The following is an 18359-nucleotide window of genomic DNA, read 5'->3' on the forward strand; positions in this document are numbered from 1 at the left end:
GCCATTAACCGGGAACCGCTCTCATTGTCGGAGTTGGGTGAAGATGCGATCGCGACCGCTTCTAAGCGCAGATTACCGGATGCAATTCAGTCATTGTTGCGGCGATCGCTCATTGAAAGGGAGGGTGAGCGGTTTTTTCTCCAGCCCGTCGTGCTGGAGTATGCCACTCATCAACTCGTAGAGTGTGCCGTTAGAGAGATTGCTAGCCAATCGCCAAAATGGCTTAGAAGCCAAGCCCTGATCAAAGCACAGGCGAAAGATTACATTCGAGAGATGCAAAAGCGATTGATTGTAGAACCGATCGCTGAACAGTTGCGAATCCAGTTTGGCAATTCTCAAGCAATCGAGCAGCAGTTGAAAGCGATGCTGAAGCGTCAGCAGCAAACACTTCAGCCGAATTATCTGGCAGGGAATCTCCTCAACCTGCTGGTGCATTTGGAAATCGATCTACGCGGCTATGATTTTTCGGATCTAGCCGTGTGGCAAGTTGACTTACGGCAGGTCAACCTGGCAGGAGTCAATTTTCGCAACGCTGACCTGACAACCTCTGTGTTCACTGAACGATTAAGCGGCATTGATTCAGTCGCCTTTACCCCAGACGGTGAACGATTGGCAACAGGCGGTGTAGATGGCAAAATCCGTCTTTGGCAAGTGGCAGATGGCAAACAGTTGTTGACGATTCAAGGGCATCAGAGTTGGATCTTATCGGTCAGTTTCAGCCCAGATGGTTTGATTCTTGCCAGTGGTGGTGAAGACTTCACCATTTGCTTATGGGATGTGGCATCGGGGCAATGCCTGAGAACATTAGAGGGGCACAGGAATTCCATTTTCTCTGTCTGCTTTAGTCTGGATGGTCAGACTTTAGCCAGCGGCGACGAGGACTCCACCATTCGCTTGTGGGATGTGGCATCGGGGCAATGCCTGAGAACATTAGAGGGACACAGTGGGCGAGTTTGGGCAATCAGCTTTAGTCCGGATGGTCAGACTTTAGCCAGCGGCAGTAATGATACCACCATTCGCCTGTGGAATGTGCAAAACGGTCAGTGTATCAAAACCTTGCAGGGTCATGTGGGTGGCATTCGTGCAGTTAGTTATGCACCAAGCGCAGGCTTCGCCAATAGCCCGGAGGGTCAAACGATTGCCTGTGGTGGTGATGACGCAGCGATTCGCCTGTGGAATGTGCAGGACGGTCAGTGTCTGAGCGTCTTGCACGGTCATACGAGCGTCATTCAGGCGGTCAGCTACAGCCCAGATGGTCAAATTCTCGCCAGCGGCAGCTTCGATGGCACGATTCGTCTTTGGCATATGCAAACGGGGCAATGTCTTAAGGTGCTGCAAGGTCATACGCAGGCAATTCGCTCAGTCAACTTCAGTCCGGATGGTCAGACCCTTGCTAGCGGTAGCTATGATTTCTCGATTCGCCTGTGGAATGTGCAACGGGGGCAGTGCCTCAAAGTTCTTCGAGGAAATTCGTCTGGAGTCCGCTCCTTGCGTTTCAGCTCGGATGGTCAGTCTTTAGTCAGTGGCAGCACGGATCAGTCCATTCGTCTGTGGAATGTCCAAGACGGACAGTGCCGGGGTGTATTACAGGGTCATTCCGGTTGGATTCATGCGGTTAGTTTGAGTGGCAATGGTCAGTTTTTAGCAAGCGGCAGCACAGACCAGACGGTGCGACTATGGAATTTTCCAGAGGGTAAATGCCTCAGAGTATTACAGGGTCATACATCCTGGGTTCTCTGCGTCAACTTCAGCCCCGATAGTCAGACGATCGCCAGCAGCAGTCAGGATACGACCGTGCGGTTATGGGATGTGCAAACAGGTCAGTGCCGCCGGGTGTTACAGGGACATTCAGCCTGGGTTTGGTCAGTTAGCTTCAGTTCCGATGGTCAGTCTTTGCTCAGTGGCGGCAGCGATCGCACGGTGCGACTGTGGCAGGTGCAAGACGGTGAGTGCCTCAAGGTGATAAACACGCCCAGTGGTATCTGGTCTGCTTGCTTCAGCGCGAACGATCAAACCTTTGTCACTGGACATTTTGATGCGGTTGTTCGGCTCTGGGATAGTCGCAGCGGTCAGTGTCTCAAGGAGTTGCAAGGACACACGGGCTGGGTCTGCTCCACTAGCTTCAGCCCCAAGGGTCAAATGCTGGCAAGCAGTAGTTGGGATGCTTCCATTCGCGTATGGCATCTGCAAAGCGGGGAATGCCTCAAGGTCTTACAGGGTCATACAGGGGCAGTCTATTCCATTAGCTTCAGCCCAGACGGTTTGATGCTCGCCAGTGGCAGTCATGATGAGACCATTAAGCTGTGGGATGTCAGAACAGGTGAGTGCCTGAAAACCTTTAGAGCCGATCGCCTGTACGAAGGGATGAACATTCAGGGCGTTCAAGGATTAACTATCGCCCAGCAAACCTCACTCAGGGCATTAGGAGCGATCGAATCTTAATTGGAAGCGACCCCTTGTGATTTTGGTATTGAGCCGAGATGCCCGACGTGAAAGTTATGCGTAGAGGCAGTAGCCTATTTTACTGAGGAGCCGTCTCATCCTGAGGTTCCTTCCCCTCAGTCCCCACATAAAAGGGTCACAGACCCCGGTCACATCAGTAGTAAGTAATGAATCTGATGGAGTGCAGACCATGAAAGCCCGACCGTGCGAGAGTGCCACTCAATTTTTTTAGAACAGCGTGTCGTCGGGCTGAAGCTGAGATACAAAGGCTCAAAAAGTTATCTTGAGCCGCGAATTGCAATCGTTTTACCATAGTGTTTGTAGAGTCCCCGAACTAAGTATAATGTTTTGCCGTCAAATATTATGTTTGAGTAAATGTTTTAGTTGATGTATAACTTATACAAATCCTCATAAAACATTCAAAAGTGGTAGAGAAAACTGAACTTATTTACCTAGCAAGATACAAGAAGGATTTGATGCTTTCTGATTTAATGATATGTCAGGCAGCTAATTAGAAAATTTGCGAAGTTCGAGAGTTAATCGACAAAAAGTAGGTACTTTTCTGGGTTCGCCTAAAGCTATATAAACCTGAGTTCGGGATAAGCTGAAACCTTGATTATGTCGTTAGTTTGGACAGGATGAAAGCCTTATTCTTTCGTCCAAGTAATCAAATTTGAGTTCTTAACCCGAACTGACGTTATATTAGTCAATGGCAAGATTGTAGAAACCATTGATAGGGGGGAAGTTTTCGATGTCGGGGTACTTGTAGGAGTTAAAAATAGGACTTATACAGCGATCGCCAAGGTAGATACCAAATTGGTTTTCCTTAATGAGGAAGAGTTTCTCTTTGCTGTTCAGGAAACACCCATGTTTGCCGTAGAGGTGATGAAAAGTTACTCAAAGCGTCTGAGTCGCTTGCAGCATCTGGTTTAATGTCCAAATAATTATCGAATAGAATTCAGGAGTCAGGATGGGCTAAACGCCCCGCTATCGCTAACAGAATTCAGAATCTAATAACAGATATAAAGCGGGGAATATTTCTCTTTAATACACTACCAATCAACTGAATCTTTAGGAGAATATTAATGTTAGATATTGATGAAATGAGTTCAAAAGAAATACACGAACTACTACACCAAGTTGGATACGGTCATCTTGGCTGCATACATGAAGGCAAACCCTACGTGATGCCAATGTATTATTATCTCGAAAATTCGGATATCTATCTGTTTACAACGGTCGGGATGAAGACTCATGACATAGACGCGAATCCAGAAATCTGCCTACAGGTTGAAGAAATTAACGGGCCTCTGCATTGGCGCAGCGTGATTGTGAATGGTCGAGCCTCACGCCTCACGGAGCATTCAGACATCGATCGCGCAATGAACTTGATCAAAGAGCGCAATACAACGCTCTCACCTGCGATCAATCGAACTTGGATTGATGCTGAGGGACGTTCAGAAGCGATCGCAATCTACCGCATCCACGAAAGTGAGATAAGTGGACGAACCACTGATGGAGTTAGCAGTCAGTGAAAATTTTTTACTCAGCACTCGTTACGGGCTAAACGCCTTGCTACCGCTAACAGCACTCAGAACTGTCTCGGTGAAGAAGCCAGTTTGGAAGTGAATCAGAATAAACGTTTATAGTACCTCACGAGTTCTTCAAGTTTGGTATTTAATATCAAGTTGAATTGCTCTGTTTTTATGTTTCATAGGAAAAAGCGGGATTATGGTTTCCACCGTCGATCTCAATACCGTGGATGGCTTATCTGAGCAAGAGGCGATCGCTCGGCTCAAACAGGATGGCTACAATGAACTCCCCTCAGCTCGCTCTCGCAGTATTTTATCGTTCGCTTGGGAAACCGTTCAAGATCCGATCTTCCTCTTGCTAGTCGGTGGTGGTATCATTTATTGGGTTTTAGGCGACCTACAAGAAGCCCTAATTTTACTGGGTTTCGTCTTCTTCATCACCGGGATTAGCCTTTACCAGGAAGGTAAGACTGAACACGCCCTAGAAGCCTTGCGCGATCTTTCCAGTCCTCGCGCCTTGGTGATTCGGGATGGAGAGCGAAAACGAATTGCGGGGCGAGAAGTCGTTCGGGGAGATGTCTTGGTGTTGGCAGAAGGCGATCGCGTTCCTGCCGATGCAATGGTACTATCTTGCTCAAATTTTTCAACCGATGAGTCATTATTAACCGGGGAATCCCTACCTGTTCGCAAAGTTGCTGCCGCCGGTATCGTGGAAATGGCGCGTCCAGGGGGAGATGAGTTGCCCTTTGTATATTCTGGAACCTTGGTAGTTCAAGGACAGGGAATTGCTCAAGTCCAAGCGGTGGGCGCTCAAACAGAGATGGGCAAAATTGGCAACGCTTTGCAAAAAGTCAAGCCGGAACCGACTCCCCTACAACAAGAAATGACTCGCTTGGTGAGCCGTCTGTTTGGCATCGCTTTATTGTTGTGTGTGGCGATCGTGGTTATTTATGGAATGACGCGAGGAGATTGGCTCAAAGGATTTCTCGCAGGTATTACCCTAGCGATGGCAATTTTGCCGAATGAATTTCCGGTTGTTGTGACGATTTTCTTAGCCTTGGGAGCATGGCGCATTTCTCAGAAACACGTCTTAGCTCGTCGCGCTTCCGCCGTGGAAACCTTGGGTTCTGCAACGGTTCTGTGTGTGGATAAAACTGGGACGCTGACGCTGAATCAGATGGCAGTACAACAGCTATTTGCATACAACCATACAGAAAACCCTCACCCATATAATTTAGAATTGCATTTACGAGAGTCTCTCCCTGAAACGGTTCATGAATTAGTCGAGTTTTCCATTCTGGCGAGTCAGAGAGATCCTTTTGATCCAATGGAGAAAGCATTTAAGGAATTGGGCGATCGCTATCTCGCACATACGGAACATCTGCATGACGATTGGATACTGTTACGAGAATATCCGCTCTCACCGCATTTACTAGCAATGTCTCACGTTTGGCAGTCAGCCGATGGCAAGGAGTATGAAATTGCAGCGAAAGGAGCGCCGGAAGCGATCGCGGATCTCTGTCATTTCACACCCGAACAGCAGACAATTATGGCAACCCAAATCAGTGAAATGGCAAATCAAGGATTGCGTGTATTAGGCGTTGCCAAAGCCTCTCTTGTTGATGCGCCACCGCCATTTTTACCGCCTCATCCGTCCCTTAATCCAAATCATTTACCCGATGAGCAACATGACTTTCCTTTTCAATTTATCGGATTAGTTGGACTGTCCGATCCAGTGCGTCCAAACGTTGCGGCGGCAGTTCAAGAATGTTATACCGCAGGTATTCGAGTAGTTATGATTACGGGTGATTATCCCGGAACGGCTCAAACTATTGCCCGTCAGATTGGATTGATGCAAATGGGAGCCATTCTGACGGGATCGGAATTGGATCTCATGAGTGACGCTGAACTCGAACAACGTATTCAAAGTACAAATATCTTTGCACGAGCCGTTCCCGAACAAAAATTGCGCTTGGTTAATGCTTTGAAAGCCAAGGGTGAAGTCGTTGCCATGACTGGGGATGGTGTGAATGATGCCCCGGCTCTCAAATCTGCCCAAATCGGGATTGCGATGGGACAGCGAGGCACAGATGTTGCCCGTGAGTCGGCGGCGTTAGTGTTATTAGATGATGATTTTTCGTCCATTGTGCAAGCGGTGAAACTAGGACGACGAATTTTTGATAATCTCCGTAAAGCAATGGCATATCTGCTAGCGATTCACATCCCGATCGCGGGAATGTCTTTGATTCCAGTTTTGTTTAAGCTGCCGTTAGTATTACTTCCCGTTCACGTTGCATTTCTACATTTAATTATTGATCCAGCTTGCTCCATCGTTTTAGAAGCCGAACCCGCAGAAGCAACAGTAATGCAGCGTCCTCCCCGCCACCCCAAAGAACCCTTATTTGGTAGGAAAACTTTGGGTTTGGCAGTGCTGCAAGGGGTGGGGATTTTAGCGATCGCTCTCGTCGTTTTTGTGGTTGCACTATATCGCAGACAAGGCGAACTTGATGCCCGTGCCTTAACGTTTACGACGTTGATTTTGGCAAATTTAGGACTAATTTTGAGTGAAAGTTCTTCATCTCGCCTCAGCTTAAAAATCCTGAAATCTCCTAATGCTGCGCTTTGGTGGGTGATTGGTGGGGGACTGGCTTTTCTAGCGATCGTCTTGTATGTTCCCTTCTTGCGTCAATTGTTTAGTTTCTCCTTCTTACACCCAATCGACTTGGCAATTTGTTTGGGGGGTGGTGCGATCGCTCTGCTTTGGTTTGAACAGTTAAAGTTTCTCAATCGACCCCAACGAGTTATTCAATCTAAATCAAGAAAACCTATCAAAGGAAATCTATAAATGATTTACTATTCTTTGATTTTGATACTGTTGTTTGTTGGCCCAGCGCTTTCTTCGATTGCAATTCGGCGTACTGCTAGCGATTCTCCTGCGGAGACGCTGCGCGATCGCATCTACCGAACTGATACCGAGAATTGCGATGTCTGCGACGGGCTACGCCTACGCTAAACCTGTTTGGGCAGCTATTCTAGCATTGTTTTTGGGTGGAGCTTTTTTTGTCTGGATTAATCAGCTTCTTAATTTAAGCAAAAATAGACTGCGTGGCACAGAAAAAATACAAGTTCTCAATAGCTTCTGCTTTTAGTTCAATTATTGTAGGTTTTACAGGCACAATCTCAACATATTGGTTTGCGTTACCTAATGGTAGTAGTCCTGATAGTCAGCTTCTATTAATCAAGTTACTTCCTAGTTTCTGGTTATGGCTTGCGGCTCCTGCCTTTGTGATGATTATTGCTACTGGCTTTGCTTATTGGAAACACAGTCATCGCCTTGAAAGAAAAAGTGTGAAGCTTCGCTAGACTTTGTGAGAGCTATTGTTAGCATGATTGAATTGCAACTTATTTCTAACTGAAAATACACCCACCGCAAAAAACCTGCAATTCTCCTAAATTGCCGCTACGTGAACAAGAGGTAACTGATGCCAACTACAACAGATTTTAAAGACTACTATGCCATTTTGGGAGTAAGCAAAACTGCAACCCCCGAAGAAATCAAACGGACTTACCGCAAGCTTCCCCGCAAATATCATCCTGACCTCAATCCTGGAGACAAAGATGCAGAAACAAAGTTCAAAGAAACGATTTCAATCAATTCATTCAGGAAATAAAACAACCGTCTATCACAGTAATATCATAAGCCAAAGTTGTTAATTTGACTCTGGTAAGCAATTCTAAAATTCAATATTCGACAGCAATTTGCCGAGTCACGTTAGGTAGCCAAAAGATTTACCGCAAATCAAACCAATGAATCCCCAACTCTCCACGTTTTGGAGCTTATCCAGCGATCGGGTGCTTCAGCAGATGCACTCTACAACCGCAGGGTTAAGCCGTCAAGATGCCAAACAACGCCTAAGCGAGTTCGGCGCAAACAGCCTCAAACAAAAACACAAATCGAGCGCATGGATGCTGTTGCTCAATCAGTTCAAGAGTCCGATTATCTTGATTCTGATTTTTGCGGCGGTGTTATCGATTTTTCTGAAAGATGCGGCAGATGCCATAATCATTTTGACGATTGTCTTTATCAGTGGGCTATTAGGATTTTGGCAAGAGCAAGGAGCCTCAAACGCCGTCGAAAAATTATTGGCATTAGTGCAAGTTAAAGCAACTGTTTTAAGGGATGGCCAATCTCAAGAAATCCCTAATGAGGAAGTGGTCAGGGGTGACATTGTATTGCTGAGTGCAGGTAAAAATATTCCGGGCGATTGTCTAGTTTTAGAGTCAAAAGACCTATCGGTGAATGAAGCAGCACTGACAGGAGAAACCTATCCGGTTGACAAGCTAAGTGGCGTATTACCTGCGGAAACTGGACTGGCCCAACGCACCAATTCCCTCTATATGGGAACTAATGTTATAAGTGGAACGGCGAAAGCAGTAGTTGTTCATACCGGAAAGGAAACTGAATTCGGCAAAGTATCGGAACGCCTGAAACTCAGACCGAGCGAAACGGAATTTGAAAGGGGATTGAGCAAGTTTGGCTACTTTCTGATGGAAGTAACGCTAATTTTGGTAGTGCTAATTTTTGTCGCTAACGTCTACCTCCATCGCCCAGTACTGGAATCCTTTCTATTTTCTCTGGCGCTGGCGGTGGGTTTGACTCCTCAATTACTACCTGCGATCGTTAGCGTTAACCTGGCTCGTGGTGCTAAGAAAATGGCGAAAAAGCAGGTGATCGTGAAGCGCTTACCTGCTATTGAAAACTTTGGCAGTATGAATGTGTTTTGCACAGATAAGACGGGAACGCTGACGGAAGGAGAGGTGAAAATTCACGCTGCGGTTGATGTAGAAGGGAAAGAAAGCGATCGCGTTCTACTTTACGCTTATTTGAATGCCGCATCTGAGTCAGGTTATGTTAATCCCATCGATGCAGCGATTCGCGAACACAAAACCTTCGATATTTCTGACTATCAAAAGCTAGATGAAGTGCCCTATGACTTTAACCGCAAACGTCTAAGTATTCTATTCAAAAAAGCGGAAAATGCGGTCTTCTCCCAAGGGGAGACGCTAAAAGCGATAGCGCCAGCGTTAGCGACGGAGGAGCGTCTGGGGTCTCCCCAAGTAGAGCAATTTTCCAAGACAGAAAATACGCATTTAATTATCACGAAAGGCGCACTGAAAAATATTTTGGATGTTTGCTCAAATGTTGAGACTGTTGAGGGGAAAACAATCGACATTGTAAACCAGCAACAAAAACTCCACCAACAGGCCCAAGACTTGGGCAGGAAGGGATTTAGAGCCTTGGGTGTGGCTTATCGTGATTTTAATCAAGATTCTTTCAGCAAAGATGATGAAACGAACATGACATTTCTCGGCTACCTTGCTCTCTTCGATCCGCCTAAAGCTGGCATTGCTGACACCCTCAAAGAGTTGGAACTGCTAGGAATCACCCCGAAGATGATTACTGGGGACAGCAAGGCGGTGGCGATGAGTATCATTCAGCAGGTAGGACTGCCTGAACCAAAGGCGTTGACAGGCTCCGAACTAGAAAAGCTCAGTGATGAAGCCTTGATGCATCGAGTACAAGATACAAATGTCTTTGCTGAGGTAGAGCCAAACCAAAAAGAGCGGATTATTATCGCCCTCAAAAAAGCGGGGAATGTAGTTGGATATCTGGGAGACGGCATTAACGATGCCTCTGCGCTTCATGCTGCTGATGTCGGCATTTCAGTCGAGAGCGCAGTTGATGTCGCTAAGGAAGCTGCTGATATTGTGTTGATGGCAAAGGATTTAAATGTCCTCATTGAAGGCGTAAAGGAAGGACGAGTGACATTTGCCAACACTTTAAAATATGTATTTATGGCAACTAGCGCCAATTTTGGCAATATGTTTAGCATGGCGGGAATTTCTCTGTTTCTGCCCTTTTTGCCGCTTCTACCTAGTCAAATTTTGCTGACGAACCTACTTACCGATTTCCCGGAATTGACGATCGCAACAGACCGGGTAGACAAGGAGTTAGTCAACAAACCTCGCCGGATGGATATCAAGTTTATCCGCAACTTCATGATTGTGTTTGGTTTGTTGAGTTCATTATTTGATTATCTCACCTTTGGGGCACTGCTATTGCTGCTGCACGCTCAACCACAACAGTTTAGAACAGGCTGGTTTCTGGAGTCTGTAATCTCTGCATCGCTGGTTGTGCTGGTCGTTCGTACCCGCCAATCCATTTTTAAGACTAAGCCAGGAAAATACTTGTTGATGACAACGCTGGCGACTATCGGAGTGACAATAATAATTCCCTGGACACCGTTGGCAACTTTACTCGGATTTCAACCGTTGCCATTGAGTTTTGTGCTGGTTCTGGGAGCGATCGTGTTGTTCTACGTGACTGCGGCTGAGAATGTCAAACGAGTGTTTTACAGCCACGTAAAATTTTAGTCTCTCAGTTAGTTGATGGTGAAGTATAGTCTGGCACAGGTTGGTGGAAATAAACCACCCATTTGAAATGTCTAGAACCCTTAAGCAATGGTTTCTAGCTCTCGCAAAGCAGCCAAACAAGGTATTGATGCTGTAGCTGGGATGATCGAAGCAATCGAATCTCAAATTCAAGCTATTTCTCAAATTCGGGATTTTGTTAAAGATTTTCAACAGCAGAAACTGACTATTCAAGAATTTCTTGCTGGCCCAGTTTCTCTATATTCCTCTGAGGACGAATTACTCCAAGATATTTTGGAACAGATGTTATCGCAGTTAATTTAGATGAGAACTTATTTTCCAAGCATTTTATGTTTAATTGTTTGAATAAAATGCGTCATAGATGGATCAATACGGTTCAGTTAAGCCGAAAACCATTCCTATAGAGACGCGATTGATCGCGTCTAAAAGACCAGTTTTTTTGCCATAAACCTTAACTGAACTGTATTGATATATGGATTAGGTTCCAGGGCGAATATTTGTTGCCCGATTTTAGAGAATAGGTATAATTTATTTTAGTTTTTTATAGTTAATTAATGACATTTTGAGCCAGTAATTTTAGAGCAAACAATTGCAAATTTGACTATAATTATGAATTTTTGTCTCTAAAAGTTAAAGATAATCTCAAAGCGGGAATCATCTATATACATAAAAAAAGATTTGTAAATAAAAATCAAATTCATGTTGACAATCACTGGTTATCGCATAAACGAGCTAATTTATTCGAGTTCCAATACCTTAGTACATCGTGGTCTCAGGGAATTAGATCAAAAACCAGTCATTATTAAACTACTGCGGCACGACTATCCCAGCTTCAGCGAATTGGTGCAGTTTCGCAATCAGTATGCGATCGCGAAAAATCTCGACATCCCAGGCATTGTCCAACCGCTGAGTCTAGAACCATACCAAAATGGCTATGCTTTGGTAATGAGAGACATCGGTGGCATCTCTCTACGTGATTACATCCAGGCTGCCCCTTTAAGTGTCGAACAATTTTGGCCAATTGCCCTGCAAATTGTAGATATCCTCCACCAGCTATATCAGCAACGGATTATTCACAAAGACATTAAACCAGCCAACATTCTGATTCAACCAGAAACGGGGGAGATTAAGCTGATAGACTTTAGCATTGCCTCCCTGTTACCCCGCGAAACCCAAGAGATTCAAAATCCCAATGTTCTAGAAGGCACACTTGCCTATATCTCACCGGAACAAACCGGGCGGATGAACCGGGGAATTGACTATCGCAGCGATTTCTATTCCTTGGGAGTTACCTTTTTTGAACTGCTCACGAAACAGTTACCATTTCCAGTAGACGAGCCAATGGAAATGGTTCATGCCCATATAGCGAAACAACCAACCTCTATCTGCGATCTTAACCCCGCTGTGCCCATCATGCTCGGTGAAATCATTCGCAAACTGATGGCCAAGAATGCGGAAGACCGCTATCAAAGTGCTCTCGGTCTCAAGCACGATTTGCTGCGATGCCAGGAGGAATATCATGTTGCGGGCAAACTCGCCTGGTTTGATTTAGGCCAATGGGATATTAGCGATCGCTTTTTGATTCCCGAAAAACTCTACGGACGGGAACAAGAAGTTCAAACCTTGCTCGATGCTTTTGGTCGAGTTGCAAACGGAGCCTCCGAACTGATGCTGGTGGCAGGTTTTTCTGGTATTGGTAAAACCGCCGTCGTCAATGAAGTGCATAAGCCGATTGTGCGTTGGCATGGCTATTTCATTAAAGGTAAATACGACCAGTTCAACCGCAATCTGCCGTTTAGTGCCTTTGTCCAAGCCTTCCGCGACCTGATGGGTCAACTTCTGAGCAGTGATGACGCGCAGTTAGTTGAGTGGAAAGCAAAGATCCTGGCGGCAGTGGGTGACAATGGCCACGTACTCATTGAGGTGATTCCTGAACTCGAACAGGTCATCGGCCAACAACCCCCAGTACCAGAACTCTCCGGTAGTGCTGCTCAGAATCGTTTCAATCTGTTGTTTCAGAAGTTCATCACGGTGTTCACCACAAGGGAGCATCCACTGGTCATTTTCTTAGATGACTTGCAATGGGCTGATTCGGCTTCGCTGAACTTGCTGAAGCTACTGCTGACAGAACGCGAACGCGGTTATCTATTCGTCATCGGAGCTTATCGGGATAACGAAGTGTTCCCGACTCATCCCTTGATGCTGATGCTGGATGAGGTCAAAAAAGCCCAAACCCCGATCCACGCCCTCACCCTAGAACCCCTGAGCCAAGCCCATGTGAATCAGTTAACAGCAGATACGCTCAGTTGCTCAACTCAACTGGCTCAACCGCTTTCGGAGTTGGTCTATCAAAAAACCAAAGGGAATCCCTTCTTCCTCACCCAATTTCTCAAAGCACTGCATGAGGATGGCTATATTGTCTTTGACTTCCAGACAGGACATTGGCAATGTGACTTGGCAACGGTAAAGTTACTCGCGCTGACGGATGATGTCGTCGAGTTCATGGCACTTCAATTGCAGAAATTGCCGAGTGCCACCCAGACTGCTTTAAAACTGGCGGCTTGCATTGGCGCTCAGTTTGATTTGTCTACCCTCGCGATAGTCAATCAGCGATCGCCCGAAGATACCGCGATCGACCTCTGGAAAGCCTTACAAGAAGGCGTGATTTTACCCATCAGCGATGTCTATAAGTTCTACCAGCTCTCAGAAATTCACGTAGGAAAAGTCCAGCAGCCATTATCGTTTAACTGTTCTTATCGCTTTCTCCACGATCGCGTCCAGCAAGCTGCCTATTCCCTCATCCCTGACGAGCAGAAACAGACGACTCATTACCAAATCGGACAACTTCTGCTACAACAAGCTTCTCCAGCCGCTAGAGAAGAGCGCATTTTTGAAATCGTCAATCAGTTGAACTACGGAACCACGCTGATTGGAAAACAATACCAACGAGACGAACTCGCTCAACTCAACCTCATGGCTTGCCGCAAAGCCAGAGCCTCAACCGCCTATCAAGCCGCCCGTGAATATGCCACAGTAGGGCTGCAACTGCTGGGAGAGGACGCTTGGCAACGACAGTACGAAATAACTCTATCCCTGCATGACTTAGCTGCCGAGGTCGCTTTTTTGGCTGGTGCTTTTGAACAGATGGAGGAGTGGATTGAAGCAGCGATCCATCACGCGAAAACGCCTCTAGAACAAGTGCCAGTCTATCAAGTCAGAATTCAGGCATTGGTCGCCCGCAATCAATTTTTAGATGCGATCGCGATTGGTCAATCAGTCTTCCGGATGTTGGGCGTAAACTTGCCAGACGAACCAACCCTAGATGATATTCGCCTCCTGAAGCAAGAAATTGATGCTTTAATTGAGGGTCGCTCCATTGAGTCATTGATTCATCTGCCGAAAATGACCGATCCGCAGCAATTAGCAATTATGCAAAATGCGGCGCGGCTGACACCAGTTTGTTACATGTCCGGCACAAAGCTTTATTTCCTGGTCGTGGCACTCCAGGTCAAATTATCGATTCAATTTGGCAACAGTCCGGTTTCGGCGTTTTGCTACGTGGGTTACGCCTTCCAACTGAGGATGTTGTGGGGCGACATGTCAAAAGTGCCTCAGTTCGGGCAATTAGGATACAAACTCGCCTTAGAACCCGATGCCAAAAACATTCGAGCCGCAACTGCCATGTTAATGGGGGCTTATGTGGGTTCTTGGACGATCCATCTGCAAGACACGCTGCCTATTCTGCTGGACGGATATCAAGCCGGGTTAGAAACTGGCAATCTAGAATTTATGGGCTACGATGCCCAGTTATACTGCTTCAATGCGTATTGGTACGGTCAACCGCTCGCTGAACTCGAACCCCAAATTCGTGCCTATTACCAGCAGTTGTCCGACCTCCACCAAGTTACGGCAGCAAACTGTGTTTTGGCTTACTGGCAGGCGGCGCAAATTCTCTTAGGTAAGTCAGAACAAGAAATTCCCTTACGCCAGGATGCCTACGAACAGAAAGTTCTGGATGAGGCAAAAGTCGATTTTTACCGACTATCCTTCTTTTACCTTTATCGCTTCACCTTAAATTACTGGCTGCAAGACTTTGGCAAAGCCCAATACGATGCCGCTCAAACGCGACAGTATTTAGCTGGAGGGATGGGAAGTATCGTTGAACCAATCTTCTATTTCTATGATTCTCTGACCGTACTGGCTCATCCTGGTGAATCGATTTCCCCATCAGAACTGCGATGGCAGCAAATGGAAGAAAATCAAGCCAAGCTAAAAGATTGGGCAGATTATGGCCCCATGAATTACTTGCACAAATATCATTTAGTTGAAGCTGAAAAATATCGCCTTCTCGATCGCAAAACCGAAGCTATAGAATTTTACGATCTGGCGATCGCCGGTGCCAAAGCCAATGGCTATTCTCAGGAAGCAGCTCTTGGCAATGAACTGGCGGCAAAATTCTATCTGGATTGGAAGAAAGAGCGAATCGCCCAAGCTTACATGATTGAGTCCTACTATGGCTATGCTCGCTGGGGGGCGAAAGCCAAACTCGCTGACTTGGAAACTCGCTATCCCCAACTGCTAGCTCCCATCCTCCAAGGCCCGCAGACACCACTTTCTATTGACGAAACCTTATTTTCCACTGCAACTGTCACCTCCACTAGTACTTCTTCCACTAGTCTTTCTGATTCCCTGGATTTGGTTGCCATCCTCAAAGCGTCCCAAACTCTTTCGGGTGAAATTGAGCTAGATCGATTAATTGCTACTCTCTTGCTGACGGTAATGCAAACCTCTGGGGCGACGCAGTGTGCTTTGATGTTGAGTGAGGGGCAAAATCTCACAGTTCAAGCTAGGGCAGAACTAACGGAGTCGGGCAAAATCGAAACGCAGATTCTGCATCCAACCCAGTCGCTTGTTGATAATGGTATAGTGCCAATCAGTCTGGTAACAAAAGTCAAACGCAGTTTGCAGCCTGCTGTGATTAGCAATGCTGTGCAAGATTCGCTATCGATCGGCGATGCGTATATCCAAAACCAACAGCCCAAGAGTCTGCTGTGCAGCCCAATTCTGCAACAGGGCAAGCTGCTGGGCATAGTCTATCTGGAAAATAACCTGGCAACGGGAGCCTTTACCCGCGATCGCGTTGAGGTGCTGAATCTGCTGTGCGCCCAAGCTGCAATTTCATTGGAGAATGCTCGTCTCTATCAGCAAGCCCAAGCATATACTCAACAGCTCCAAGAATCTCAGCTTCAGATTGTGCAAAGCGAAAAAATGGCGGCTTTGGGTAACTTGGTGGCAGGGGTGGCTCACGAAATTAATAACCCAGTCGGCTTCCTCAACGGCAGTATTAACAATGCCAAAGATTATGTACTAGACCTGTGTAAGTATTTAGATACTTATCAGCAGCACCAGCCACCTATGGGTGCGGTGGCCGAATTAGCCCAAGAACTTGACCTGGAGTTTATGTTGCAGGATTTACCTAAGTTAATTGGCTCGATGAAAGGTGCAACCGATCGCATCAAAGGCATCAGTACTAGCCTGCGTACCTTCTCTCGTGCCGATACGGAACACAAAGTTAAAGCCAACTTGCACGAAGGGTTAGATAGTACGCTGTTAATTCTCAAGTATCGGCTCAAAGGAAATGAAAATCGGCCTGCCATTGCAGTTATCCGCAACTACGGTAATGTCCCTGAAATTGATTGCTTCCCCGGTCAGCTTAACCAGGTGTTTATGAACATTCTGGCTAATGCGATTGATATGTTCGATGAAATAGCACAGCAAACAAGCTTTGAAGAGTTAGAAAATCATCCCCAACAGATCGCGATTCACACTGCATTATTATCCGAACAAAATGTGATTGAAATTCGTATTTCTGACAACGGTAAAGGCATGAATGAATCAGTTAAATCTAAGATTTTTGAGCGTTTGTTTACCACTAAAGAGGTTGGCAAAGGAACAGGGTTAGGCTTGGCGATTGCCCGTCAGATTATCGTCGAGAAACATGATGGTCGGCTGGAAGTTCAGTCCCAATTGGGACAAGGCTCTGAGTTTTCCATCTCACTCCCGGTTCGGGGTTAAATCAACCATTTTTACCTTTTAACTTTTTACTTTTGCCTTGTTCACTATTTCTTGTTTAACAGGGCATTGGTAGATGCAAACGATCGCACCAGTTCAAGGTTTATCGGGGACTGACTTACAGACTTGGCGTAAGAAGCACTCAGGTAAAAACGGTAATCTGGTTGATTGGCAATGTGGGTTTTAAAGAACGCAACACTCAGAGCTTTTGCATAAGACTGAGCGATCGCCGGATTGGGGCCAATAAACTCTGGTGGAACGGGCAGCACTCCGCGTCCTGAATCCGTTTTAAGCAGCGAAAAGTGAGTTGCTTTGTCCATTAATACCAAATATTTATCGGATGCTGTTAGCCAGCTAAAGGGGCGAATTTGTTCGGGGACTGCCGGAGCAAAGATATCATCACTTCCTGAAACCAACATCACCGGGATTTTAATTTGCTCTAATCCCGACTGCCCAAATACGGTACTATCGAGGGGATTCATGGCAATCACTGCTTTGATGCGATCGTCTTTGAGCAAATAGTCTTTGGGGGCTAACTCGTCAACTCTGCACTGAATCAACAGCGATAAGTTCAGGGAGTTATTTGGATTACAATCCTTGTGTACTTGCTGAAAATTAATGGCAGCGCCCGCCAATGCCAGTACCGTATATCCGCCAAGAGATTGACCGATTGCGCCCACTCGATCGAGATTCAACCGTCCTCGAAACCTGGAATCAGATTGGGAAAGCCGTTGTAATTCATCCAATAAAAATTTCACATCCAACGGGCGATCGATTGCTGCCATTGCGCTAGGCGGACTTGCTAATCCCGAAAAGTAATCCTGATACTTTTTCGCATTGGTGTCGGGGTGTTCGATGGCAGCAACCGCAAATCCATAGGATGCAAGATGCTCTGCCAGATAGGCAAAGCTCTGACGATCGGATGCTATCCCGTGGGAAATCACAATGACTGGAATCGGGGTTGGATTAACATCCCCGTTTTTTGGTTGAGGTAGGTAAAAATCCACTAGCAGTTGACGATTCCGGGATTGATCGTTCAGGTTCAGCGTTTCTTTTTGCCAGGTAAAAGATCCACCTTTTCGCAAATCAGAGCGTTGGGAAAAATCAATGGGTGTCTGAGATGCCTGAGCGATCGCATCTTGCTGAATCGCGGCAATTAGGGAATCTCGCTGTTTCAAAATTCCTGACAGACTGCTAACGATTCCACGGACACGGGGCAAGTTAAACCAAATCGTATGGCTGGGATATTTCCGTAACACATTCACCAGCGTTAAGCCATCGGGGTCTGCTGCTGCCAAGATGAATGCCGATCGCAGTGCATAAAACCCATTTTGTTGAGAACCTGTTTGAAAATCATTTCCCAACCGCTTCATTACCGTTTCTCCTACCGGAGAGTAGGTAAACTGGGAGACTAAAGTTGGGGTGACATCAAAACGTCGTTGCAATAAATCTCGCAAACTTGCTAATTCCTCTGAATTTGCAAATTTGGCATAATAGGCAAAATCACTGTCGATTTTTCCCTTCTTAGCAAAGGTTTCTAATGAATTAACAGGCAGATCAAACTGCCCAAACGGTGCATAGTAAAACGAAATTCGTTCGGCTCCGCAAGCAGGAATCGCAGATGCGATCGCAGAAACCATTCCCCCCAGAACCAATCCAAACTTTGCTAGTAGCTTTCTATCAGGATTGGCTATGATTTTTTGCTGCTTATGAATACATTTAGCTTGGGTCAGTAATTTCATATTCACCTTCAATCAGATTCAGAATACAGGTAAGCGTTCAGGGGGTATAAAAAAGACGAAAAACAACCCCGAAAATCAAGCAATAAAATTAGGCAGGCTTCAACAAGTCACAATCATC

Annotated in this window: 9 protein-coding genes and 2 pseudogenes; 10 read left to right on the forward strand and 1 reads right to left on the reverse strand. The window is 46.1% G+C overall.

The genetic code is table 11. The features are described from left to right. The 10 genes and pseudogenes from H6H03_RS35295 to H6H03_RS35335 all read left to right on the forward strand — a co-directional run. On the forward strand, positions 1–2442 hold a 2442-nt coding region (locus H6H03_RS35295), incomplete at its 5' end, for a WD40 domain-containing protein (protein ID WP_190959669.1). Positions 2443–3141: 699 nt separating this feature from the next. Next, positions 3142–3375: pseudogene (locus H6H03_RS40855) on the forward strand (cyclic nucleotide-binding protein); the annotation flags it as partial. A 152-nt stretch (positions 3376–3527) separates the two neighbouring features. Then, complete coding sequence (locus tag H6H03_RS35300; RefSeq protein ID WP_190959670.1) at positions 3528–3977, forward strand: pyridoxamine 5'-phosphate oxidase family protein; 450 nt, start codon at positions 3528–3530, stop codon at positions 3975–3977. Positions 3978–4173: 196 nt separating this feature from the next. Then, positions 4174–6819, forward strand: a complete 2646-nt coding sequence (locus H6H03_RS35305; RefSeq protein WP_190959671.1) for a cation-translocating P-type ATPase — start codon at positions 4174–4176, stop codon at positions 6817–6819. After that, positions 6820–6987: a hypothetical protein gene (locus H6H03_RS35310; RefSeq protein ID WP_190959672.1), complete on the forward strand. Its 168-nt coding sequence runs from the start codon at positions 6820–6822 to the stop codon at positions 6985–6987. A gap of 92 nt (positions 6988–7079) precedes the next feature. Continuing rightward, positions 7080–7337, forward strand: coding sequence for a hypothetical protein (locus H6H03_RS35315; RefSeq protein ID WP_242058139.1), 258 nt, complete (start codon positions 7080–7082; stop codon positions 7335–7337). A 119-nt stretch (positions 7338–7456) separates the two neighbouring features. Beyond that, positions 7457–7615, forward strand: a pseudogene (locus H6H03_RS35320) (DnaJ domain-containing protein); the annotation flags it as partial. Positions 7616–7781: 166 nt separating this feature from the next. Beyond that, positions 7782–10409: a cation-translocating P-type ATPase gene (locus H6H03_RS35325; protein WP_190959673.1), complete on the forward strand. Its 2628-nt coding sequence runs from the start codon at positions 7782–7784 to the stop codon at positions 10407–10409. 87 nt (positions 10410–10496) lie between these two features. After that, positions 10497–10730 (forward strand): hypothetical protein, encoded by a 234-nt coding sequence (locus H6H03_RS35330; protein ID WP_190959674.1) that lies wholly within the window; start codon positions 10497–10499, stop codon positions 10728–10730. A 396-nt stretch (positions 10731–11126) separates the two neighbouring features. After that, positions 11127–16502 (forward strand): trifunctional serine/threonine-protein kinase/ATP-binding protein/sensor histidine kinase, encoded by a 5376-nt coding sequence (locus H6H03_RS35335; RefSeq protein WP_190959675.1) that lies wholly within the window; start codon positions 11127–11129, stop codon positions 16500–16502. A 44-nt stretch (positions 16503–16546) separates the two neighbouring features. On the opposite strand, the gene H6H03_RS35340 is transcribed toward H6H03_RS35335, so the two are convergent. After that, the gene (locus tag H6H03_RS35340) at positions 16547–18241 is read right to left on the reverse strand and encodes an alpha/beta hydrolase (protein ID WP_190959676.1); all 1695 of its coding nucleotides are present in this window, start codon (positions 18239–18241) and stop codon (positions 16547–16549) included. Between the last annotated feature and the right edge of the window lie 118 nt (positions 18242–18359).

The organism is Nostoc paludosum FACHB-159, from assembly GCF_014698835.1.
GTDB lineage: Bacteria > Cyanobacteriota > Cyanobacteriia > Cyanobacteriales > Nostocaceae > Nostoc > Nostoc paludosum.

Bases quoted from the DNA above. Each gene is read 5' to 3' on its own strand.
- H6H03_RS35300 (WP_190959670.1), top strand. From the start codon at position 3,528: ATGTTAGATATTGATGAAATGAGTTCAAAAGAAATACACGAACTACTA.
- H6H03_RS35305 (WP_190959671.1), top strand. From the start codon at position 4,174: ATGGTTTCCACCGTCGATCTCAATACCGTGGATGGCTTATCTGAGCAA.
- H6H03_RS35310 (WP_190959672.1), top strand. From the start codon at position 6,820: ATGATTTACTATTCTTTGATTTTGATACTGTTGTTTGTTGGCCCAGCG.
- H6H03_RS35325 (WP_190959673.1), top strand. From the start codon at position 7,782: ATGAATCCCCAACTCTCCACGTTTTGGAGCTTATCCAGCGATCGGGTG.
- H6H03_RS35330 (WP_190959674.1), top strand. From the start codon at position 10,497: ATGGTTTCTAGCTCTCGCAAAGCAGCCAAACAAGGTATTGATGCTGTA.
- H6H03_RS35335 (WP_190959675.1), top strand. From the start codon at position 11,127: ATGTTGACAATCACTGGTTATCGCATAAACGAGCTAATTTATTCGAGT.
- H6H03_RS35340 (WP_190959676.1), bottom strand. From the start codon at position 18,241: ATGAAATTACTGACCCAAGCTAAATGTATTCATAAGCAGCAAAAAATC.